12 protein-coding genes are annotated in these 12,882 nt (G+C 58.3%); 3 read left to right on the top strand and 9 right to left on the bottom strand.

What is annotated here, in order from left to right; genetic code table 11:
* Positions 1 to 13: 13 nt before the first annotated feature.
* The 9 genes from OO25_RS13500 to pcaQ all read right to left on the bottom strand — a co-directional run bounded on the left by OO25_RS13500 (position 14) and on the right by pcaQ (position 11,003).
* Complete coding sequence (locus OO25_RS13500) at positions 14 to 1,678, bottom strand: tetratricopeptide repeat protein (RefSeq protein WP_040171420.1); 1,665 nt, start codon at positions 1,676 to 1,678, stop codon at positions 14 to 16.
* A gap of 407 nt (positions 1,679 to 2,085) precedes the next feature.
* Positions 2,086 to 3,003: an MBL fold metallo-hydrolase gene (locus OO25_RS13505; protein WP_040180686.1), complete on the bottom strand. Its 918-nt coding sequence runs from the start codon at positions 3,001 to 3,003 to the stop codon at positions 2,086 to 2,088.
* A gap of 154 nt (positions 3,004 to 3,157) precedes the next feature.
* Entirely contained in the window at positions 3,158 to 4,318 is a 1,161-nt protein-coding gene (locus tag OO25_RS13510) for an ABC transporter substrate-binding protein (protein WP_040180687.1), read from the bottom strand.
* 46 nt (positions 4,319 to 4,364) lie between these two features.
* Complete coding sequence (locus OO25_RS13515; RefSeq protein ID WP_040180688.1) at positions 4,365 to 6,302, bottom strand: long-chain fatty acid--CoA ligase; 1,938 nt, start codon at positions 6,300 to 6,302, stop codon at positions 4,365 to 4,367.
* 43 nt (positions 6,303 to 6,345) lie between these two features.
* Positions 6,346 to 7,119 carry an ABC transporter ATP-binding protein gene (locus tag OO25_RS13520; protein ID WP_040171429.1) on the bottom strand — a complete coding sequence of 258 codons (774 nt, stop codon included), beginning with the start codon at positions 7,117 to 7,119 and terminating at the stop codon, positions 6,346 to 6,348.
* Positions 7,119 to 7,886, bottom strand: a complete 768-nt coding sequence (locus OO25_RS13525) for an ABC transporter ATP-binding protein (RefSeq protein ID WP_040180689.1) — start codon at positions 7,884 to 7,886, stop codon at positions 7,119 to 7,121. The genes OO25_RS13520 and OO25_RS13525 overlap by 1 nt, the downstream gene beginning before the upstream one ends.
* On the bottom strand, positions 7,883 to 8,968 hold the full coding sequence (locus tag OO25_RS13530) for a branched-chain amino acid ABC transporter permease (protein WP_040180691.1): 1,086 nt from the start codon (positions 8,966 to 8,968) through the stop codon (positions 7,883 to 7,885). The genes OO25_RS13525 and OO25_RS13530 overlap by 4 nt, the downstream gene beginning before the upstream one ends.
* A 4-nt stretch (positions 8,969 to 8,972) precedes the next feature.
* Positions 8,973 to 9,848 carry a branched-chain amino acid ABC transporter permease gene (locus OO25_RS13535; protein ID WP_040180692.1) on the bottom strand — a complete coding sequence of 292 codons (876 nt, stop codon included), beginning with the start codon at positions 9,846 to 9,848 and terminating at the stop codon, positions 8,973 to 8,975.
* 237 nt (positions 9,849 to 10,085) lie between these two features.
* A complete protein-coding gene (pcaQ, locus tag OO25_RS13540; protein WP_040180694.1) occupies positions 10,086 to 11,003 on the bottom strand; it encodes a pca operon transcription factor PcaQ in 918 nt (305 codons plus the stop codon).
* Positions 11,004 to 11,089: 86 nt separating this feature from the next.
* Here pcaQ and pcaC point away from each other — a divergent pair, with 86 nt between their 5' ends.
* From pcaC to pcaG, 3 genes are read left to right on the top strand one after another with little or no spacing between them, the layout of a single operon-like run.
* The gene (pcaC, locus tag OO25_RS13545; protein ID WP_040180743.1) at positions 11,090 to 11,515 is read left to right on the top strand and encodes a 4-carboxymuconolactone decarboxylase; all 426 of its coding nucleotides are present in this window, start codon (positions 11,090 to 11,092) and stop codon (positions 11,513 to 11,515) included.
* A complete protein-coding gene (pcaH, locus tag OO25_RS13550; protein WP_040180695.1) occupies positions 11,502 to 12,227 on the top strand; it encodes a protocatechuate 3,4-dioxygenase subunit beta in 726 nt (241 codons plus the stop codon). Before pcaC ends, pcaH begins: the two co-directional genes overlap by 14 nt.
* Positions 12,227 to 12,871 (top strand): protocatechuate 3,4-dioxygenase subunit alpha, encoded by a 645-nt coding sequence (gene pcaG, locus OO25_RS13555; protein WP_040180697.1) that lies wholly within the window; start codon positions 12,227 to 12,229, stop codon positions 12,869 to 12,871. The genes pcaH and pcaG overlap by 1 nt, the downstream gene beginning before the upstream one ends.
* Positions 12,872 to 12,882: the final 11 nt, after the last annotated feature.

Below are 12,882 nucleotides of genomic sequence, written 5' to 3' on the forward strand. Positions count from 1 at the left end.
GCTTTCATCCTGTTCAGGCAGGAACGCCTGCGGATCTCAGCGCCTTGCTCCAGTCTTTGCCGAAAGGGGCATTGGGGGCGGCATGGTCTTTCTCATAACGGGCGATATTGAAGCCCGGCTGGACATCCAGCAGGGATTTCACCACATCCCGCGCCTTGGCCGTTTGACCCATGGATTGCAGGGCGATGGCCTTCGTCCGCAACGTTGCCGGGAACGTCGGGTTGGCCTGTAGCGACCGATCCGCAAGGCTGACCGCGCGATCATAGTTCTGCGCCCCAAGGTTGGCCGTAGCCGAAAGCGAATCGAAGTAATATCGCTGCGGCCCAAGCGGTGACAGGCGACGCGCGGCATCAGTCAGGCGGACGGCATCTTCCGGCTGGTTCTGATAGGCAAGCGTTGTCCCCTTGAGCAGCAGAGCCAGAGCCTCGTTCGGATTGTCCTTCAGCGCAAGGTCATAGGAATCCTGCGCCAGATCGAAGCGGAACATCAGGTGGCTCGCGATCAATCCGCGCACGGTCAAAGCCAGCGAAAAGGACGGATCCTGCGCCAGTGCCGCCGCAATCAGCTGATTGGCCAGATGCGCATCCAATTGTCGGTCGGTCGAGAACCCCTTCTGTACGCGCATCACGTGCCACATGGCCATCCAGGTCAGAGCAACCGGGTGCTGCACCTCACGCTCCAGCAACACCGCGAGAATTTCCTGCGCCTGATTGAACTGCGGCAGCTGCATGTCCTGCATCAGTGCAATCGCAGCCATCAGCAGCGTGTGACTGTCGTGCTTGGACAAGGGGCGAAAGCCGACAAGTCGTACTGACTCCCCCACAACCGTCCATCCGATCTGCGCAGTCACATCCCGCAATGCGGCGCTGCACCCGCTGGTCAGTGTCGACAGCGACTCTGTGAAATCACGAGACCAGATAACCCGCTCACGTTCGGCATCATGCAGATCGACCTGAAGCCGATAGGTCTGTCCGGTGAGATTTACCGTTCCTGAGACCAAATAATTGGCACCCGCCATTGAATAGACTTCACTTGGTCGGATCTGATGCGGGTCAAACTGCCGCGAAGCCAGGTAAGACGTCACGCAAAAGGCGTGACTGCGCGACAGATGGCGCACCAGTTCCTCGGATAGTAAGGCACCGAGCGGCGATTTCGCATCTCCTGGCGCACGATGCACAAAAGGCAGCACCGCTATCGGTGGCAACAGGCTATCAAGCACGGCACGGCTGTAGTCTCTCAGCATTCCGGTTGCAGCCCGGTTCCGCGCATCCGCTCGTGTCAACTCATTGCGCTGCTGTTCCAACCAAACCGCAAATGTCGTCTCATGAGGAAGTTCGAATCCCTCCATGAAATCGCCTTTCCCCGGGTCTGCATCCACTTCAATTTTGGACAAATCTAGCACCACGCGCTCTCGATTTGCAGAGAGCAGAGACGCGCATTCCGTTCCAAGATGTCGTCGAAGTGTCGATAGTGCGGTGCGCAGGCTCGCCTTGGCCTGTTCTGGCTGCGCCAAACTCCAAAGGGTGCGCTCCAGAAACGCCCGCGTTCGTACTCCGCCCTCGGCGGTAGACAAAAGTGCCAACAATGCTTGGTGCTTTGAGCCGAGAAGAATACTCTCTCCATCGGGCAGAAAAACTCCAAACGCGCCGAAATGGCGAATTCTAAGTTTATTTTCCATATCCCAAACCCACTACCTCTAGCAATACAACCGGAACCAAAACCCCCTACCCCGATCAAATTGATTACCCACGCGTTAACCATCTCACAGAGGCAAATGAAAGTCATCAAAAATAATACAACCTAAGGGGTTTCAAGCATTTCCAATAAAAAACTGTTGCAAGTAGCACCACCTTCTCAGACATGGAGTTGCGCTACTTCTCACGGGTGCTCCGGTGACTGAGAACTATGTCAGCCAAGAATGGTCTGATTGGACAGGGCACACCCCTCCTTGTGAGCTGTGTGTGCCAATCTACAACCATCTCAGGCAGTTATTAGGATGCGTTAGCAACGTGGACCGGCTGATATAGCCCCATTCACACCCCGCATATTTAAAAAAAATAAATACATGCAAAGGTTGTCTTTATATCATGTACCTTGCACGAACCGGTACCCAGCCCCTGATGCCTCAACATAACCTACGCCGCCAGCTGGCAAATGATAGCCCACCACCATCATCTGTTCCGCAGCCAGTTGTTGTAACAGCATTTGTCGCACCTGTGCTGCGAGGGCAGGGTCCTGATCTGACGCAATCTCCCAACCGGGCTCGGAGAAACTGACATGCGCGTTGGTAACCGCATCCCCCAAAACCATAACCCTGTCTGAGCCACGGGCGATCTCAAACGACATATGGCCAGGCGAATGGCCAAAAGTGGCCCGCGCAGCAACATTGGGAAGGATCTCGGCACCATCGTCAAACAAGGTGATTCGCTCTGCCAATACCTCCATCCGGCGACGCGCACCGACAGCCATGGACGCCCTATCCTCGCCAACCATATCGACAGTCGCCGGGTCGAACCAATAGTCCCACTCCTGTCGCCCCATCAAATGCTTTGCGTTACCAAAAAGCGGATCATCAAAATCGTCCAAAACTCCCCAGAGGTGATCCGGGTGACAATGGGTAAAGACAACATGGGTAACGTCCTCTGGGCTGATGCCAACCGCGGCCAGTGCATCCGGCAATTGCCCTGTCCCATCCTGAAAGGCTGGCCCGGCCCCCGCATCGAAGAGAACAATGCGATCCGCGTCACGCAGAAGCGTGATATTGATCGCCGGCGTCAGCGGATCGTCAGGCGTCATCCCATGCTCTGCCAGAACCGGGGCAAGCATGGCGGGATCCAGATCACCGTATAGGAACGACGGCGGCAGACGCATCTGACCATCGGACAGGCTGAGTATCTCCGCACCACCAAGCGAGACTCTGGTCTCAGACCAAACTCGACTCGCTGGCAACAAAGCCATGCCCGCCCCCAGCCCCTGCACAAAACGCCGTCTAGTCACTGTCATGATCTGCCTCCCTCGACACATTCTTATGATATTCAAATATGTGCATGATATGAAGCCCGGTCAGACCTGATATCTCGGATTGTTTTTGCAGAATAAGAAAGAGCCTACAGATCGCGATCTGCAGGCTCTTTGGTTTTCATTGCAAGAATACGGCTTACTTCCGGCTCAACTCTTTCCAGACGCCGTTTTCAACCACCGAAATAACAATGACATCGGCACCGCGATGGTCATCAGGACCATAGGTGATTTGTGTGTCAGTCAGCGCATCAAAGAAATCGAGGCTTTCCATCCCCTTGATGAAGCTCTCATGCGTCAGCTCGGGGCCCGCCGCCTCCAGCGCGTTCACCACGGTATTGGCAGCGCTATATCCAAGCATGGCAAAGCCACCAGCGGGCTGGCCGAACTTGGCCTCATAATCCGCCATAAACTTGGCGGGCACTTCATCATCGGCCCGGGCGATCAGATCGGCCCAGCCTGCCGCCGCATATAACCCGTCTGTCACGCCGCCCGGTACGGCGGCAACCACCTCAAGAAATCCGGCAGAGGTGTTGAGGAATTTCACATCTGTCCAACCCAGTTTCTTGGCCGTGCCAACCACGGTGATCCCCTGCCGCACGCCAAGCGCCATGGTGACGACATCGCACCCTTCCGCCTTCAGCTTGGTGAGGGAGCCAACAAAATCCAACTCATCCGGTTTGTGCGTGGTCTCAGCAGCGAAACGCAGGCCCAGGTCGGCGGCAATATCCGCACTGCCCTCCTTGATCTCCTTGCCAAAGTCGGACGGGATATACATGGAGCAGACTTCCTTGGCATCGAACTCCTCTGCCAGATAGCTCACCCCGGCCCGCACCTGATCATAGTAGCTGGAAAAGCCGATGAATTTGTTGTCCACCGGGTCCTGCAGCATCTGTCGCGCAGCGGTCAGCGGGCTGATGTTGGGAATACCCTTCGGGTCGAGCAGTTTAAAACCGGCGATATTCATCGGTGTGCCAAGCGACAACAGCATCGCAAACACCTGATCGCGGTTCAGAAGCTTGTTGTAGCCCTGCATCGCCCGCGGGATCTGGTAGCCATTGTCTTCCACCACGAAACGGAGCTGACGGCCATGGACCCCGCCATTTGCATTGGCTTCCTCGAAACGTAGAATGGCGCCATTTACCGCAGGCACGCCCACCGCGGCAAAGATCCCGCTTAGGTCATTGACTGACCCCAACACGATTTCGCTGTCGCTGACGCCCTGAGTGTCCGCCATCGCCTGCGGCGCAAGCCCCGCTGCCAGAGCTACCCCGACAAGCTTCGCTGTCCATGTCTTCATCTGCGCTTACTCCCTTGTGTCCCCCGGCGCGGATGCGCCCGTTATGTCAGTACATCTGGTCAATCAGGTGCTTGTGCTTTTTCTCCACCAGCCCGCGTTTCAGCTTCATCGTTGCGGTCAGCTCGTCATCCTCAGCCGTCAGCAGGACATTGATCAGGCGAAAATCCTTGATCTGTTCGACGCGCGCAAAATCCCTGTTCACCGCATCGACCTCCCCCCGGATCAGATCAACCACCTGTTCCGCCGCACAGAGCGAGGCAAAATCACTAAACGGGATTTTTCGATCCTGGGCAAATTTCTCGACGTTCTCCTGATCAATCATAATCAGGCAAGTCAGGAATTTACGCCGATCACCAATCACCACTGCATCGGAAATATAGTGGCTGAATTTTAGTCGGCTCTCGATTTCCGCCGGGGTGATGTTCTTCCCACCAGCAGTGATGATAATGTCCTTGATCCGCCCGGTGATGGTTAAGAAACCTGCATCATCCAGCTGTCCGACGTCGCCTGTGCGCAGCCAGCCGTCCTCGGTGTAGGTTTCAGCGGTTTTTTCAGGCTTGTTCCAGTAGCCCCGGAAATTGTTCAGCCCCCAAAGCTGAATTTCGCCATCCGGCGCGATGCGGATCTCGACGCCCGGCACCGCCTGACCAACAGTGCCCGGACGATGCGACAAGACCCGGTTGGCAGCGGTCAGCCCGGCGTTTTCGGTCATCCCGTAACCTTCGATCAGAGGCACCCCGATCGACCAGTACCAGCGCAGCAACTCAGGTGAGATCGGCGCCGCCCCCGTGCCGCCCCGGCGCAACCGGTCCAGCCCCAGCATCCGCCGCAGATTCCGCAGGACCAGCAGATCCCAGATACGGTAGCGCAGCGCGATGCCGGTCGGGACGGGTTTCGCGGCCAGCACATAGTTGGCCCGCGCCGCACCCGCTGCCACCGCCCGGTTAAAGGCCCAGCGGCCCAGCCAGGTTGCCTCCTGCCCCAGCACCAGAACGCGGGAATAGACTTTCTCCCAGACACGCGGCACCGCAAAGAAGGTTGCAGGCGAGACTTCCTGAATATTGTCAAAGACCGTCTCCGGGCTTTCGGCGAAGTTGACCGTACTGCCCGCCGCCATCGGCAGATAGACCGAGACGTTGCGCTCAAGAATATGGCACAGCGGCAGGAAACACAGCTGTTCATCCGTGGCGTAACACTCCAGCGACCGCGCACCCGACTCCATCGTGGCCAGAATATTCTCATGGCTCAGCATGGCGCCCTTAGGCAGACCCGTGGTGCCCGAGGTATAGATCAGCAGCGCAGTATCATCCGGTCGAGATCGCGCCACCGCACCCTCAAACGCCGTTGGATTGGCAATTTTATAGGCTGCCCCCTGATCATAGAGCTGATCGAGAAACAGACATTTCTCATGCCGGAGATCATGCAGCCCGTCGCGGTCCAGAATGATCACCCAGCGCAGGTGCGGAACCTCCGCCTCAATCTCCAGAAACTTGTCCAGCTGTTCGTCATTCTCCACCACCAGAAACCGGCTGCCGCTGTCGTTGACCAGATAGGCCAGCTGCTGCGCTGAATCCGTGGTGTAGACCCCCGAGGCAATTGCCCCGGCGCCCTGAATACCCATATCGAGGTAGAGCCATTCCTTGCGATCTTCGCTGAGGATTGAGACAACTTCGCCGCGCTCCAACCCAAGCGCCATCAGGCCGAGGCCGATCTTCTCGGCGTGGTCCCAATAATCTTGCCAGGAATAGGCCTTCCAGATGCCCATGTCCTTCTCTCGGTGCGCGGTGCGGGGACCAAGCGTGCGGCAGCGCAGTGCAAAGAGCTTCGCCACCGTATCGCAGCGATCCACCATGACCGGCCGTTGTCCGGGCGTTGCGTTGTAGCTGGCACCGTTCAGCACGACCTGAGGCAACGGGGCAGTTGCCCCATCCTGCTCTGCTCTGCGATCTGCCGCCACCACTGTCTGTGTCACCGTTATTCCCATCCGCGCTTGAACCCATGTTTTTGCGCCTGTTCAGGCTTCTTGGTCAGCGCCATGTCTTCTTGCGCTTCCAGCGTTTTTCACTGCGTTGGCCCGCCTCCTGATGGCCCAGATAGAAGGATTTGATATCCTCGCTCTCCATCAGCCGGTCGGCGCTGCCGTCCATGACAATGCGCCCGATTTCCATGACATAACCGACATGAGCCAGTTCAAGTGCGATACGCGCGTTCTGTTCTACCAGCATCATGGTCACCCCCTCATCACGGTTCAGCCGTTTGAGGATGCCAAAAATTTCCTGCACCAGTAGCGGCGACAGCCCCAGGCTTGGCTCATCCAGAAGCATGATCCGCGGGCGCAGCATCAGGCCGCGGCCAATCGCCAGCATCTGCTGCTGACCGCCGGACAACGTCCCGGCCTCCTGGTGGCGCCGTTCCGCCAGAATGGGAAAATAGTCAAACACCATCTGGCGATCACGCTCGATCTCCGCTTGATCCCGGCGGGTGTAGGCGCCCAGTGTCAGGTTTTCCTCAACAGTCAACAGGGGGAAAACCTCCCGTCCCTCCGGCACATGCACGATGCCGCGCCGGACAATGCGGTGTGGCTCCTCGCCTTGGATCTCTTCACCATCAAAGCTGACACTGCCCTTTTCAGGATCCATGATCCCAGAAATTGTCTTTAGCAGCGTCGATTTCCCGGCCCCATTTGCACCCAGAACAGTGACGATCTGACCAGCCTCCACCGAGAGGGAGACACCGCGAATGGCCATGATGGGACCGTAGAAACTCTCCAGATTGCGGATGTCCAACAAGGCTGCCCCCATCACACCGCCCCCGCGCCCAAATAGGCCTCAATCACCGCAGGATCGGCCTGAACCTCAGCCGGGGTTCCTTCCGCCAATTTGGCGCCATCCGCCAGCGCCAGCACCCGGTCCGATACGCTGGAGACCAGCCCCATATCGTGCTCCACCATAAGAACGGTGATCCCCATCTGCTTGCGAATATCATCAATCCACCAGCGCATGTCCTGAGTTTCTTCAACCGACAGGCCGGACGCGGGCTCATCCAAGAGCAAAAGCCGTGGGCCGGACGCCAGCGCGCGGCCCAGTTCAACCACCTTGCGCACCCCATAGGGCAACCCGGCGATCATCTTGTCGCGGTAGGCCTGCAGGTCGAGGAAGTCGATCACCTCTTCCACCGCGGCCCGGTGGCAGCGCTCTTCGCGCCGGACGCGCGGAGAAAAGAACAGCTCTTCCATCAGCGTGCTACGCCGGTGGCGATGCCGCCCGACCAGCAGGTTCTGCAACACGGTCGCATGGTCGAACAGCTCGATATTCTGGAACGTGCGCGCAATGCCCAAGTCGGCCACCGCATCGGCTTTGGACTGCAGCAAGTCCTGCCCGTCAAAACTCAGACGGCCCGAATGCGGTTGGTAAAACCGGGAAATCAGGTTGAAAACCGTCGACTTGCCAGCCCCGTTAGGACCAACGATGGCATAGACCTCCCCCTCCTCCACCGAGAAACTGAGATCGTTCACCGCCACCACGCCGCCGAATTTCAGCGTCGCATGTTCAATCTCCAACAGGCTCATCTGAGGCGCTCCGTCTTGAGATACGATTTCTGGCGGCGGAACATGTCTTTGCGGGCAAAGGGGAACAGCTCAAACCAGATACGGATCTTCAACCAGCGCCCATAGAGGCCCATTGGTTCAAACAGGATGAACAGGATCAGGATCATCCCGAAGACGCCGGTTTCCAGCCCCGGAATGGCAACACCACTGCCCAGCACGCTGTCCTTCAGGATCGACAGCCCCTGCGGCAGGAACGCAACCACCACCGCGCCAAAGAACGCGCCATGGATGGATCCAAGCCCACCGATGACGATCATCATCAACAAGGTGATGGAGATCACCAGGGAAAATGTTTCATTGTTGAAAGCGCCAGCGTAGTAGCCCATCAACGCCCCGGCCCAACCGGTGATCATGCAGCTCAGCCCGAAAGCGGTCGCCTTGGTGCGGGCGATATGAACCCCCATCGCGGTGGCGCTGACCTCACTGTCGCGCACTGCGGCAAAGGCCCGGCCAAACGGTGAGCGCAGCAAGTTTCGATAAAACAACGTACAGATTACCGTGACACCGAGCACAAGATAGTAGAACCGGACCGGCATCGTCCAACGCTCGATCTCAATACCGAACAGGCGGATCACATCAGGGAACTTACCCGAGACACCACCGGTCCAGGGTTCCAGCAAAACGATGATATCATCGGCAAGGATCGACAGGGCAATCGTCGCAATAGCTAGGTAGATCCCGTGCAGACGCAGCGCCGGAATGGCGATGATGCCCCCCACGATCCCGGTAATCACCCCTGCCAGCGGAAAGGCCACCACAAAAGGCAGCCCTTGTTCGATCAGGATGGTGTTAGCATAGCAGCCAATTGCCAGAAACGCGGCGTGGCCAAGGCTGGCCTGACCGGTCTGCCCGGTCAGCAACATCAGCCCCAGTCCGGCGATCGCCCAGATCAGAACATTTGTGACTTCGCCAATGTAGAACTCATTGATCAGCAGCGGCAGCGCCAGTGCCAATGCGATCAATGCGCCATAAACGAGCAGGCTGTGACGGTCGGGAAACAGGCGGATATCGTGGTCGTAGCTGGTTTTGAACTGGATCCGCATGGCTTCAAACCTTCTTTGTGCGGACTTGGCTGAACAGGCCGTGTGGGCGGAACACCAGCACCGCGAGCAACAGCACGTAGGGGGCAATCTGTGAATACCCAGCCGCGAGGTATCGCGCGGCAAAGGGTTCAATGACACCCACGATCAACCCGCCTGCCAAGGCACCAGGCAGCGAGCCGAAACCGCCGATGACCGCTGCTGCAAAGGCCTTGATCCCCAGCAGCCCTGCATTCGGATCAATCGCCCCTTTGGAGGCAAAGAGAATGCCCGCAACCGCCGCAGTTGCCCCGGAGAGCCCCCAGATCAGCCCCTGCACCCGCTTGACAGGAATGCCCATGAAATACGCCGCCATCTGGTTCTGACTGGCCGCCTGCATCGCCAGCCCCAGCTTGGTGCGCTGAAAGAACTGATAGAGCGACCAGGTCAGCAGCACGGTCACAATGATGATCGCCAGATCCGCCAAGCCCAGAACAACCCCTACAAGTTGCACATCACCGAGGGCAAGCGGGCTCTCTAGCGTTTGCGGTTCATGCCCCCAGATGGCACCCGCGAAAAACCGAATGACAAAGCCGAGCGCGATGGTCAGGATGACCACCGCCGTCTGGTTCTGACCAAAGAGATGGCGCAGGATCACCAGATCCAGCAGATACCCGAGCCCGGCCATGATCGCGATCGACAAAGGCGCGGCCAACCAAAACGGCAGATGCAGATATTCGGCGTTGGTCAGCCCCAGCGTGACAAAGGCGCCGAGCATCATGAAATCGCCCTGCGCGAAATTGACCGCTTCGGTCGCCTTGTAGATCAACACAAAGCCAAGCGCGATCAGGCCGTAAACACAGCCATTCGCAAGCCCGCTGACCAGCAGCTGCACTCCGTCCAAGATGTCCTCCCCTGCCCGTTCAGGGCGGCTTTCGCGTATTTTTGCACGATGCAGGCCTCCTCAAGCCTGCTCGTTACCGCGATTAAACCCAGAGTAGAGAGATACATTTTCACCTGTCAATCCACGCGACCCTGCGTCAGAGCCAGAAAAACAGGCTATCAGATTCGCAGAAAGCACCTAACATTCGCATCGGATCAACCGCCTACAGCATCACCAAAATAGGTCGTATCGTCGCTGTCAGCTGCAGACGTTTTTCAGTGCAGCGCAGAATCTCGCGGCGGCTGGGGACAGGCGATGTTCACTGCGCAGGCACAGCCCCACTGGCCCACGGGTGCTGTCCGTATCCAAGGGCAGTGCCACCAGAACACCGCTGGCAAGATCGGACCTCACAACGCCGTGGCTGATCACCCAGATGGCCTGATGGGCCAACGCGAATTGGCGACCAAACGTCGACGACACCGTCTCGATGGGCGCATCGGGCATCGGGATGCCCTGCTCCAGGAACATCCGCTCAACTGAGGAACGTATGATCGACGCAGGCGGCGGCATCAGCACCGGGTATTTGCCGAACAGGGCATCCGGCAGATGCGCAGCATCCAACCTTGTCAGTGGGTGGTCCGGCGCCACAACCACCGTGACCCGCTCGCGAAACAGCGGATCGAAATCCAAGCCGACCATGTTTTCAGGCGCAGGCAAACGCCCCACCACGACGTCCAGCTCTCCGCGTCGCAACAGATCGAGGAGATATTGATTGTCACCTGACATCACCGAAAACCGGTTGCGCCCGCCTTGCTCCCAGATACTGGCCAGCGCGTCTGGCACCACGGTGGCCGATACCGTTGGCAAAGCCCCAATAGTGACTTTCGATCCTTCCGCCGCATCCAGCCCGCGCAGCAGATCAACACCATCACGCGTCAGTGCCAAGCTGCGTCCGGCATAGTCCCGAAACATTTCACCATAGGCAGACAGACGAATACCGCGTCCATGCTTCTCCACCAGCGGCTTCTCACAGACCGCTTCCAGCTCACGCAGAGCGCGCGTCACCGCCGGTTGGGTCATACCCAACCGCTCCGCCGCCTGGGTGACGCTCATCTTTCGCGCAACCTCAACGAAGACCTCCAGATGTCGGAGTTTCAACTGAGACGAAAGACGCATATCATTTTCGACATAAAACTATCCATATTGCAGGATTATACAGACCAATTACGATATGAGATAACACATAGCGAATGGAGAAGCAGATGCGCAAGCCACAGTATGACGCAGGTCAGAACATTCGCCGAGAGGTCTTGGGAGCCGCCCATGTCACCAACGCAGATGCGGCCACAACCCCGTTGGACGCGCCGTTTCAGCAGCTGATTACCGAGGTCGCCTGGGGCACGGTCTGGGCTTCAGATCAGATCAGCCGCCGCGAGCGGTCTATGCTGACGCTCGCGCTCTTGGCAGCGCTCGGCAATTTTGACGAGATCCCGATGCACATACGCGCGACCGCAAACACAGGGGCAACCCCCGAAGATATTGCAGAAGTTTTTCAGCATGTCGCCATTTATGCCGGGGTGCCACGCGCCAATCATGCGTTGAAGCTCGCCAAGACAACCTATGCCGAGATGGCCGCCGAAAAAGAGGCCACAGACGGTCATGCAGGAGACAGCCATGACGCCCCCTGATTACTTCTCCCGCGACCGCCGCTGGCACCCGCCCGCTTTTACACCGGACTACAAAACATCGGTTAGCCGGTCACCGCGATTGCCCCTGCTCAGTCTGGAGAACACGGCGAGCGAAATCACCGGCCCGACCTTTGCGCCAACTGACATCGCAGAAGGCGATAACGATCTTCTGACCAATTTCGCGCGTGATGGCGGCAGTCCGATAGGCGAGCGGATCCTGCTGCATGGCCGGGTCGTGGACGAAAACGCACGACCTGTCCCCAACACGTTGGTCGAAATCTGGCAGGCCAATGCCTCTGGCCGGTACCGGCACAAGAAAGACGGCTATTTGGGCGCATTAGACCCGAATTTCGGAGGCTGCGGTCGGGTGCTGACAGATGACAATGGCGCCTATGCCTTTCGCACGGTGAAACCGGGGGCCTATCCCTGGCGCAACGGTATCAACGACTGGCGTCCGGCGCATATCCACGTTTCGGTCTTCGGCAGCGCCTTTGCCCAGCGCCTGATCACCCAGCTTTACTTCGAAGGCGACCCGCTGATTGCTCGCTGCCCCATTGTCAGCACCATCCCGGATCCAGTCGCCGTACAGCAGTTGATCGCGCGGCTCGATATGAATGAAACCCGCCCACTGGATATGATCGCTTATCGGTTTGACATCGTTCTGCGCGGACGTCGGTCGACGATGTTCGAGAACCGAATGGAGGGGAACTGATGACGTCGCTGAAGGAAACACCCTCACAAACTGCAGGGCCTTATGTCCATATCGGTCTGGCTCCCGGCGCTGCCGGGTTTGACATCTACGAGACCGAGCTGGGGCAGGATATCGCGGGGCCAGAGGCCAAGGGCCAGCGTATTCGCATCGAAGGTCGGGTTCTGGATGGCACTGGCGCCCCGCTGAAAGATGTGTTGATCGAGGTCTGGCAGGCCAACGCCAAGGGGATATATGCGCACCGGGAGACGCCCCAACCGGAAGGGGAGCCGCAACAGGTCGAGGCCGGATTCCGGGGCTGGGGGCGCGTGATTTCAGATTTTGATACCGGCGACTGGCAGTTTGAAACCGTGAAGCCCGGTCCGGTTCACGGCCGCGGCGGCCAAATGATGGCGCCCCATATCAACCTCTGGATTGTGGCGCGCGGCATCAACGTTGGCCTGAATACCCGGCTCTACTTCGAGGAAGAGCATGAAGCGAACGGTAACGACCCTGTGTTGAAGCTGATTGAGCAGACCGCTCGACGCAGCACTCTCCTCGCTCGCAGGCAGGGGCAAGCAGACACGGACACCGCCGAAACACCTTTGGTCTATCGCTTCGACATTCATCTACAGGGACCGGATGAAACCGTGTTCTTTGATATCTGAGGAGGCTGATC

Source organism: Phaeobacter sp. S60 (assembly GCF_000826845.1).
Taxonomy (GTDB): Bacteria; Pseudomonadota; Alphaproteobacteria; order Rhodobacterales; family Rhodobacteraceae; genus Phaeobacter; species Phaeobacter piscinae.

Bases quoted from the DNA above. Each gene is read 5' to 3' on its own strand.
- OO25_RS13500 (WP_040171420.1), bottom strand. From the start codon at position 1,678: ATGGAAAATAAACTTAGAATTCGCCATTTCGGCGCGTTTGGAGTTTTT.
- OO25_RS13505 (WP_040180686.1), bottom strand. From the start codon at position 3,003: ATGACAGTGACTAGACGGCGTTTTGTGCAGGGGCTGGGGGCGGGCATG.
- OO25_RS13510 (WP_040180687.1), bottom strand. From the start codon at position 4,318: ATGAAGACATGGACAGCGAAGCTTGTCGGGGTAGCTCTGGCAGCGGGG.
- OO25_RS13515 (WP_040180688.1), bottom strand. From the start codon at position 6,302: ATGGGAATAACGGTGACACAGACAGTGGTGGCGGCAGATCGCAGAGCA.
- OO25_RS13520 (WP_040171429.1), bottom strand. From the start codon at position 7,119: ATGGGGGCAGCCTTGTTGGACATCCGCAATCTGGAGAGTTTCTACGGT.
- OO25_RS13525 (WP_040180689.1), bottom strand. From the start codon at position 7,886: ATGAGCCTGTTGGAGATTGAACATGCGACGCTGAAATTCGGCGGCGTG.
- OO25_RS13530 (WP_040180691.1), bottom strand. From the start codon at position 8,968: ATGCGGATCCAGTTCAAAACCAGCTACGACCACGATATCCGCCTGTTT.
- pcaQ (WP_040180694.1), bottom strand. From the start codon at position 11,003: ATGCGTCTTTCGTCTCAGTTGAAACTCCGACATCTGGAGGTCTTCGTT.
- pcaC (WP_040180743.1), top strand. From the start codon at position 11,090: ATGCGCAAGCCACAGTATGACGCAGGTCAGAACATTCGCCGAGAGGTC.
- pcaH (WP_040180695.1), top strand. From the start codon at position 11,502: ATGACGCCCCCTGATTACTTCTCCCGCGACCGCCGCTGGCACCCGCCC.
- pcaG (WP_040180697.1), top strand. From the start codon at position 12,227: ATGACGTCGCTGAAGGAAACACCCTCACAAACTGCAGGGCCTTATGTC.